This window comes from Campylobacter concisus, from assembly GCF_002912895.1.
In the GTDB taxonomy this organism is placed as follows: Bacteria; Campylobacterota; Campylobacteria; order Campylobacterales; family Campylobacteraceae; genus Campylobacter_A; species Campylobacter_A concisus_G.
The window spans coordinates 24,591-33,005 of the sequence record NZ_POZX01000031.1; the positions used below are offsets into that span (position 1 = coordinate 24,591).

The window sequence follows — 8,415 nt, forward strand, 5'->3', positions numbered from 1 at the left end:
TCTAAACCGCCAAATTTAAGGTATTTTCTCTCATAGTTGTAATAGTTGTATCGGTTGTAGTCTCTGATTTACAACTATATATCACGCTCTTGCCCATTTTACGGCTAAACCATAGCTTGCCGTCGAATTTATCGAGGCAATCCCTAGCCGTTCTATCGTCTTTTTCGTAATTCATAGCGTTTAGCAGCTCGGTCTTGTTTGCCTCGCCGCCGGCTAGTATCTTTTGCGCTAGAGTGGTAAAATTTAGCTCGTATTCACTCATTCTAGCTACTTCCACGTCAAGCTCGTTTAGTTCTAAATTTAGCGTTTTTACACAAAAACCGCTATCTTTTACTCCGGCTCTTTCTTTGGCTACTTCAAGTAAGAAATTTAACTCGTTTTCCTTGCTAGGGCGTTTTAATAGATGATACATAATGTCGAGAGAATTTCTTATATGGTTGCTGCCTTGATAGTTTTTACCGTCTTTGTTAGAGTGGTGCAGGATGATCACGGTAGCTCCCGCTTCGCGTAAATTCTTAAGCGCACCAAATAGTCTATTTATACGGTTATCATTGTTGATGTCTACGAAATCACGCAAGCTATCTAGTATAAAAACGCAATCTTTATAAGCTTTACCTACGGCGTTTTCTTCTAGCTTTAGAACAAGTTCAAATCCGCAAAGCTCCAAAGTAGAGCGCTGGATATAATTCATATTCTCGTAGCTTTCTATAAGTAGCCTATCTACGCCGCGCTGTTTTAGTACGCCTACGGGGTTGTCGTAGTCTATAAAAAACACCCTTTGACCCTCTTTGCAAAGTTTTTTAGCTAGAGCAAAGGCCATATAGCTTTTGCCCGTGCCGCCGTCCGCGTAGATCAGTGTGATTAGCTGCTTTACTAAAAAGCCCTCTATCAAAAACTCGACCTTTTCGTTGAAACTATCCTTGGTTAGGCTAGAACTTTTTAAAAACTCGAAAATTTCGCTCATTATAATCCTTTTTTCCACAGCTCTTTTTCTAAAAATCCACGGCTTAAACCACTACACCTAGCTAGTTTTGACACGTTTAGCTTTCCGTTTTTAAAGCGGTAAAAACTAAGATCGTAGCTTAGGACATTATTAAGTCTAGCTTGATACAATGATCTCTTTTTTGCGTGTAGATTATTGAGGTGAATTTTTTGCTTAGTTGTCAAACCATCTTTCCTTAAAATTAAACCTTTTAAAGAGCGTTAAAGTGGTTTAGAACGCTCTTTAAAGGGCTTAAAGCCCTTTAACGCGAATTCTTAGCTTCGCTCGTCTTACAAACCTAGGCAAAAGCCTATCTTTGCCGTCTCTTAAGCCCTTAAAGTTATGCCACAGGCCTTGAAACACACTTTCTTTCATTTCCCTACCTCCAAACTCTCTATCTTAGGCACTATCCTAAAATTATCTTTTACCACTCTTTTAAGACCGAGCTTTACCAAATCCTCGTCTTTTAGCTCTGCGAGCGCTTCTTTGTTAGGCTTTTCCTCGTATATGATGCACTCTTTACCTAGCCCAAACGCCTTTATGGAGTTTAGCAAACTCTCAAGCTTGGCTTTTACATTAGGTATTCTTACACTCTTACTTATGCGGTATCCTATCTCTCCAAAGGTAAATTCTTTTGAGCGTTTTTCGGCAAATTCAGCCTTATTGTCCTCACAAAATAGTGTGATTTGCTGCTCGATGTAGCTCTTTTCGCTTTCCAATCTTTCAACTTCGCTCTTTCTAGCTTCTTTTATAAGGTTACACTCGAGCGTTACTTCACCGTTTATTTTTTCTATACCTACGCTTAGCTCGCAAAGCCTTTTCAAGGCAACATCAACATCACTAAAACTAGTTATTTGCATCTTTTACTCCTCATTAAAAATTTTTATTAGCCCTATCACTCGAACAAACTAAATTTAAGCTCACTTAGGCCGTATTCTTTAGCCCACGCCGCCTCTTGTGCCATGCCTGTACTCTTGTCGCTCCACTTGCACGGATGGCGGTAGTAGTAGCTGCACACTCTAAGCAGTTCTTCGCAGTTTTTCATTACTCTTTCACGCTCAAGCTCGCTATATATATCCATCCACGCAAGTACGGGCGAGATAGGCTCGTAGCCGTTAGCTCTGACGATAGCGCAAGCCTGCTGCGCTATTTGCTTAGCGTAGTAGTTTCTGTCCCGATCTTTGCACTCGATACTGGCGTAGGGAGTAGAAACAAACACTAATCTCGCTGTTTTCATCTATTCTCCTTTCTTAAAATTTAACTTTATAGGAAGCTCCGCAGAGCTCCCGAAAAATCAAATTTAAGCTGCCGTATCGATCACTTTGCCGTCGGCGGTTCTTATGATATATTTACCTACTAACTTAAACATGCTCTTTGAGTAGTCTGCTTTTTGACCCTTTATCATGTTTCCGCGCCTTATGCCCCATAGTTCACCTTTAGCACTTACTCTCATTTCAAATCCTTTTTCTTCAAATTCTCTTACCAGTCTAACTAGCCCAGCCGCCTGAGTTCGTTCCGCCGCGCGATTTTCAAGAGAATCCATCGTTACGTTCATCATTTTTTACTCCTTACAACTATTACAACCGTTACAACTATAAAAGCAGCATCTTCGTAGCCTCTTTGACTACGTCTTCATTTATAGGGGTCTTTGCGTATTCGCTTAGCATCTTCGCCCTTCTTAGCAGCTTTTCGGTCTTTCTAAAATTTCCTTTAGCTAGCGTTTCTATTAGATCGATGCATGGTTTTTGCGTTACGCCGAAGTTTTTACAAACAGCTTCTAGATCGTCTCTTATCTTTTTCTTGTCTTCGTCTACGTAGGAAAGTCCGCCTAGTATCCATTTATTTCCGACTCTCGAGCTTAGCTGTTCTAGCTCGTTTCCGCTCTTTGAAGCGGTTAAATTTATTAGTAGCTTGTTCGTACCCACAAGCACCAGAGTAGCGCGGCTAAAATCGTGCATCCTGCGCAAGCTTTCAAGCGCGCGGTAAGGCAAATGCTCGGCCTCGTCTATGATTATGGTCTTGCTGACTTTCTTTAGGACTTCGCCGCTTTGACGCACCAGATCATCGATACTGCCTTTATCGTTTATTCCAAGCTCATGAGCTAAAATTTTAAATAGGCTCTTTGCCGAAGTATTGATCGTAGCTTCTATCAAGATGCTATCAGGATGAGTTTTTACGTATTCTTTTATAGCTCTTGTTTTACCGCTTCCTGCTACTCCCGAGATCATCGCCATATCTCTATCTCTGACCGCCCAATTGATGACCGCATGTATGCTTTTGGCGTCTTTTGTCCTTATAAAAGGCAGCTCGTCTTGAATTACATCCACTTTTTTGATAAAATTGTTGATGTAATTTTTTGCTGGCTCTTCTACCTTGTCTGCATACTTGTAGTTAGAGCCTTTCTTCAAATATCCTGAAATATACGCGGGGTTGATCCCCAAAGCCGCAGCAAATCTATTCTGACTCATGCCGTCTTTTTCGTTGGCTTTTATAAATTCGCTTATTTTGTTTGCTAATTCCATAATTAGCTCCTTTCTTTAAAATTTAAAATCTTTTAAATACGTTTAAAGCGCTGTTAAAACGCATTTAAAAGGCTTTATTCACCGCTGGCCTTATCTATCGCCATGTCAAGAACGCTCCTTTTGGCATTTCTCTTTACTTCGCCTGTTATCTCAATTTTAGAGTAATCAAATTTTGCGCTTGTTATCTCACTAACAGCCTCTTGCTGCGCTATGGCTTCTTTAATACTATCGATATTTGAGTTTTCAACAATCTTATTTTCTTTTTTGAGCGCTTCTTGATGAGCTGTTTGCATTTGAGCCAGATCATAATCCACATTTAGTTTTGTGAATTCGCTCAGTTTTGCTTGACTTACCCCTTTTCTTACTGCTTTTAACCTGTCATTGAATAGTCTATTGGCAATCTTAAATTCATCCGCTCTAAGCTGCATCAAGCTACTATCTGTGGCTTTACAGATGAACTCTCCATCAAGCGTATATATGAATGCCTCGCTCACGTTGTCTATATTCACGCTTACTCTAACCTCTGTCCTGACATCAGGCAGCATGCGCGATACATAGGTTATCTTATCGATCGTTATGCCTTTTTTGCTGACTTTATGGATGCCTTTACTACCGGCAAAGAGTAAAAATCTCTCATATTCAATAGTTTTTAGCGGTGTATCGTCGCTATTCCATCTTTGTATAGGAGAATTCTTTTTGCGTTTTACGGCAGTTATATCCCACTCAAGCACAGCCGTTTCAAATCGCTTCCTCATGTCATCATACGTTAGTAGATGTTTTTGATTGGTCTTTTTTATCCAACCATATTCGTCTTTTGCATGTCGTTCTTTTTTAGGGGTTTGCTGCTCTATGTTCTCGCGCTTTGCAACACTTCCGCCTATATAGCCCGGAGTATGGGCCATCTTGCTTCGCTGAATCGTGCCAAAATGTCTTTCGACAAAGGCTTTGTCTTTGCCATGATAGGCTCTTGAAGCGTCATAGTCTATACCAAGACCTTCAAGCAGGTCTTGAAATTCTTTACTTATGTAGTCTTTACCGTTATCGCCTTTTATACACTCAGGCTTGCCCAAAAGCTCAATAGCTCTCCAAAGTAAGCGAGTTATGCCTAATGCGTTTGAGGTCTCAGCCAAAGTTGCCACGCATCTACCGCTGAATACGTCTATGATAGAAAGGATATTTGGTCTTACCTGCACTCCACCTTTGCCGTCTCGCACGATGACATCGAGCTTTGAGCTGTCTATCTGCCAGCACTGATTTCGTCTAGTCACGAATATGCCTTGTGTGCCGTGAGCCGGGTCAAGGTAGCTTATGGTTTTATCTATGCCTTTGGTTGAGACGATGGTGTCTAGTATGTTCTTGGCTTTATATTCTTTTAAAAACCTACTGATCACGCCAGTATCGAATAGTGGCGTTACCTTGCCTTGAAGAAAGTCAGGTGCACTGAATTTATCTGTTCGCTTACCATATTCGAAATGAAGCTCTTTCCAAAGCTGTGTGATGTTTAGATCACCAGCCCCGTAAGCTCTAAATTTAGTGAGTATAAAATCCTTCATCCACTCTTCAAGCTTATGTGAGCCCTTCTTTTTGCCGCGCCTATCAAGCAGACCGCGTAAATTTTGCTCCTTATAGGCTTTTTGCCATCTAAAAAGGTTTGCCTCGCTAATGCCTTCGCTTTCACAAAACTTTTTAGAGGACAGATCGCTCGTCTCATATCTTTTTATGATGTCTCGTTTCCTTCTTGCTTCGACAATCTCTTCCTCGCTAGCTTCAAGATATATGTCGCCTTCATCTTGCTTGTTGCTGTCATTATTATTTACTTTGACCTTCTTGATCTCGCTAAATTTCATCATTTTTAGTCCGTTTTTACTTTGCGCACCATTATCAGGCACATAAATTTCAATATCGCTGCTTAGCTTTTTGGCTCTTACAAGAGAGCTGATGTCAGCGATCTCTACTTCAAAGAGTAGCTTTACACCACCGCGACTTCTGATGCCAGCTTCTTGCAAGCGGAGGAAGGGGTATTTGGTGGAATTACGTTGGGTGGCTAGTCTTAGACCTCTCTCACAAACACCAAAGACTAGTGAAGCAACCTGCGTTTCAACATAAAGCATTAACTAGCCTTCTCTTCTTTCAAATTTTCAGGTAGCTCATCAATGATACCCTCAGCTACCAATGCTTCAAATACCATTTTTGCTTTGCCTCTTGAATTGTTTTTGCTTCCCGTGATCTCGCCGTTTATCACATAATACGTGGTGCGCTCATCAAGGTTATGTTTCTTAGCCCACTGACGGATACTGATGCAGTTTTCGATGAAATATCGCTTTATCATTTTTGCTCCTTTCTTTATTTATCATTGTTAATAAGACTCATAGTATTTTTAAAGCCCTTGTATGTAAAATTTGATTTGCAAACTTCAAAATTCAAAACAAGGACTTGAAAAATGCTATATTTTTGCTATAAAACTCATGGACTTAGATTTAACGAACATCGAGCGATAGATTTAAAAGACGATCTTAAAACGATGAAACATTTTAGACCCGATCTAGTAGATGCTTACGAGTATATACATGGGGGCATCATTAATCTAAACGCTTACGCTTCTTGTTTTCAAAAAATGCACAAAGTGGCTCTCAACTATCATCCCAAATATCAGCTAGTATCAGGCTCTACCGATTACGTCGGTATATTAGCTCACAGTAAAGACGGCGACATCGCATCGCAGCTATCTTTATCCATAGAGATAAAAACCAAAGTGCTGCTAATACCTTTTTTAAATGAGGATTTTTTCTTTATTCCTAAAATTCTCAAAAATAAAAAGATAAAGATAGAAAACAAAAATAGCTTTCTATCTAGCCCAGATAGTTCGCCGTTCCCAAAAAAGAGCGTTCAAAACAGACTGTTTTTCCCTTTATTTAAAGAGATAGATAGCCTTAATTCAAAGCTGGACGAACTGGAAAAATCAGGAAAAGCGCCCATGCTTTACGATGAGCGCCGTAGACTATCTTTTTGATAGAGTTATAGCTTCCTGATAAAAGGCTCGCCTTTCGATTTCTCGTTTTTTGAGCTTTTTTGCTTTATCTTTTAAGATGGCATTAATGAACTTCTTAGGGACTTTTGCACTTTTTAGATCTTGCTTTATCTCTATAAGCTTATTTTCAACGGCTCTTTCTATACGGTCAAAATCATGTCCGTCAAATTTGAAGTAATTGCATCCGATGAAGCAAAAATCATTTAAGTCGCTAAGGCGCGCAGTCTTTATCTCAAGTCTTATGCGAGCCAACTCTCTTTCAAACTCCTTTGCAATATCCTTGCAAACTACCTTAGGCTGGCATTTCGCAATCTTTGGGTGAGTTTCTTGCTTGTTGCATTTCATAGTGTTTCCTTTTGGATAAGTCTTATTAACAATGATAAATAAAAGAACTATTGTTTCAAACCTTTGAAAAATTTAATCTTTTTTAAGCTATAATTTCAAAAGATTGAAAGAATTGTATCACAACTTGTGAATAAAGTCAATACGTTTTGTGTATATTTTTGAAAGGAACTCACAATATGGATAAGATAGATACTATTTTGGGAAGAATTTACAAAAAGCTAGACATTAAAAACGATGCTGATTTTTGTAAAAGATATGACATAAGGCCAAATACATTAAGCAATTGGAAAAGTAGAAATACTATTGCTCTTGAGAAAATACTTGATATAGCCAGAAAAGAAAAAATATCTATAGATTATATTTTGCTAGGCAAGGATAATGAAAAAAATACACATAACGTGAATAATGATGGGTATCATATTAGGGTTTTAAGCCACAATGTAAGTGCTGGAACGTCTTCAGACATAGATGGTATTGATGTTTTCGATACAAAGCAAAAAATTTTTATCCCAAGGGATCTCTTTAAATTTCCAGTTAAAGAGGATAAGCTTAGGATGACACAAGTTGTTGGCGATAGCATGTTGCCAAAATTGCACCCTGGCGACTGGGTGATACTTGATATTACCGAAAATTTTGTGGGCGATGGACTCTATGTCATCAACTATAACAATATTTTAATGGTAAAAATGCTTCAAGTGGGTCAAAATGGCAATATGTGTATAAGAAGTCTAAACCCAGAGTATAGTAGCTACGAGCTCAAAAGTGATACACAAGAAATTTTTTATGTGCTAGGTCGTGTAATCAAGAGTATAACATAAATTAAAACTTAAAATGTTCCTTAATCAGTTATTGATATTTTTTTAAGTTTTATCAAGTATTTGGTATTTAAAATTATTGTGTTCCTTAATCGTAAAGCGCTATTCTCTGTGTGTTAATAACACTAAGGAACATTAAGCTTAATTAAGGAACATTTTTATAAAAATTCTGTTCCTTAATCGCCATTTTTCTTGCTTTTTACAACCAAATTTTCTGAGAACCTTAAGCCAAAATCGTCAAAATTTAGTAAGCAATAGGATTTTTTGGGACGAATTTTGAGACGTTTTAAACACTCTTTAAAGTGCGTTTATTTGGGCTTTATATACACTTGTAGTGTTTAAAAATTTCCTTAAATTTGGGACAAAACGGACGATTTGGGATTATAGGGATTTTTCTTTTAGCTGAATTCTTGCGTTACAACTGAGAGTGAATCTTTTTAAAGTACCTATTTTACGCGCTTTCAAAAATATCGCGCTAAAATTTCTCACTCTCATTTTCTATACCCCCTCACAAAATAACATAAAATAAATATTAAATCACACTTTTTATATCCAAAAATATAAAAAATAAAGTTAAATTTTATTTCTAATATTACTTTAGAAAGTAAAAACTAAGTAAATATCACCATATTGCAAAGTAAATTTATTAAATTTTTAAATAGAGCCCTTAAACTAAGAATCATAAAAATATTATTTAATAAATTTTATTTTACAAATCTTACT

General features: G+C 37.9%; 11 protein-coding genes. 2 read left to right on the plus strand and 9 right to left on the minus strand.

What is annotated here, in order from left to right; all coding sequences use genetic code 11:
* Position 1: 1 nt before the first annotated feature.
* The 8 genes from CYP51_RS03480 to CYP51_RS03515 form a co-directional block, all read right to left on the minus strand.
* Positions 2 to 964 carry an AAA family ATPase gene (locus CYP51_RS03480; RefSeq protein WP_103624400.1) on the minus strand — a complete coding sequence of 321 codons (963 nt, stop codon included), beginning with the start codon at positions 962 to 964 and terminating at the stop codon, positions 2 to 4.
* Positions 964 to 1,113: a hypothetical protein gene (locus CYP51_RS03485; protein ID WP_021084047.1), complete on the minus strand. Its 150-nt coding sequence runs from the start codon at positions 1,111 to 1,113 to the stop codon at positions 964 to 966. The genes CYP51_RS03480 and CYP51_RS03485 overlap by 1 nt, the downstream gene beginning before the upstream one ends.
* Positions 1,114 to 1,353: 240 nt before the next feature.
* On the minus strand, positions 1,354 to 1,842 hold the full coding sequence (locus CYP51_RS03490) for a host-nuclease inhibitor Gam family protein (RefSeq protein WP_103624401.1): 489 nt from the start codon (positions 1,840 to 1,842) through the stop codon (positions 1,354 to 1,356).
* 35 nt (positions 1,843 to 1,877) lie between these two features.
* Positions 1,878 to 2,219: a hypothetical protein gene (locus tag CYP51_RS03495; RefSeq protein WP_103624402.1), complete on the minus strand. Its 342-nt coding sequence runs from the start codon at positions 2,217 to 2,219 to the stop codon at positions 1,878 to 1,880.
* 63 nt (positions 2,220 to 2,282) lie between these two features.
* A complete protein-coding gene (locus CYP51_RS03500) occupies positions 2,283 to 2,540 on the minus strand; it encodes a hypothetical protein (RefSeq protein WP_103624403.1) in 258 nt (85 codons plus the stop codon).
* 34 nt (positions 2,541 to 2,574) lie between these two features.
* Positions 2,575 to 3,504: an AAA family ATPase gene (locus CYP51_RS03505; protein WP_103624404.1), complete on the minus strand. Its 930-nt coding sequence runs from the start codon at positions 3,502 to 3,504 to the stop codon at positions 2,575 to 2,577.
* A 74-nt stretch (positions 3,505 to 3,578) separates the two neighbouring features.
* Positions 3,579 to 5,615, minus strand: a complete 2,037-nt coding sequence (locus tag CYP51_RS03510) for a DDE-type integrase/transposase/recombinase (protein WP_103624405.1) — start codon at positions 5,613 to 5,615, stop codon at positions 3,579 to 3,581.
* The gene (locus CYP51_RS03515; RefSeq protein WP_103624406.1) at positions 5,615 to 5,833 is read right to left on the minus strand and encodes a hypothetical protein; all 219 of its coding nucleotides are present in this window, start codon (positions 5,831 to 5,833) and stop codon (positions 5,615 to 5,617) included. The genes CYP51_RS03510 and CYP51_RS03515 overlap by 1 nt, the downstream gene beginning before the upstream one ends.
* Before the next feature lie 111 nt (positions 5,834 to 5,944).
* Between CYP51_RS03515 and CYP51_RS03520 the strand changes: the two genes are divergently transcribed.
* Positions 5,945 to 6,514 (plus strand): hypothetical protein, encoded by a 570-nt coding sequence (locus tag CYP51_RS03520; protein ID WP_103624407.1) that lies wholly within the window; start codon positions 5,945 to 5,947, stop codon positions 6,512 to 6,514.
* On the opposite strand, the gene CYP51_RS03525 is transcribed toward CYP51_RS03520, so the two are convergent.
* Entirely contained in the window at positions 6,503 to 6,877 is a 375-nt protein-coding gene (locus CYP51_RS03525) for a hypothetical protein (RefSeq protein ID WP_103624408.1), read from the minus strand. The two genes, CYP51_RS03520 and CYP51_RS03525, sit on opposite strands and share 12 nt — an antisense overlap.
* Positions 6,878 to 7,053: 176 nt before the next feature.
* Between CYP51_RS03525 and CYP51_RS03530 the strand changes: the two genes are divergently transcribed.
* Positions 7,054 to 7,695, plus strand: a complete 642-nt coding sequence (locus tag CYP51_RS03530; RefSeq protein WP_103624409.1) for a LexA family transcriptional regulator — start codon at positions 7,054 to 7,056, stop codon at positions 7,693 to 7,695.
* Positions 7,696 to 8,415 lie beyond the last annotated feature (720 nt).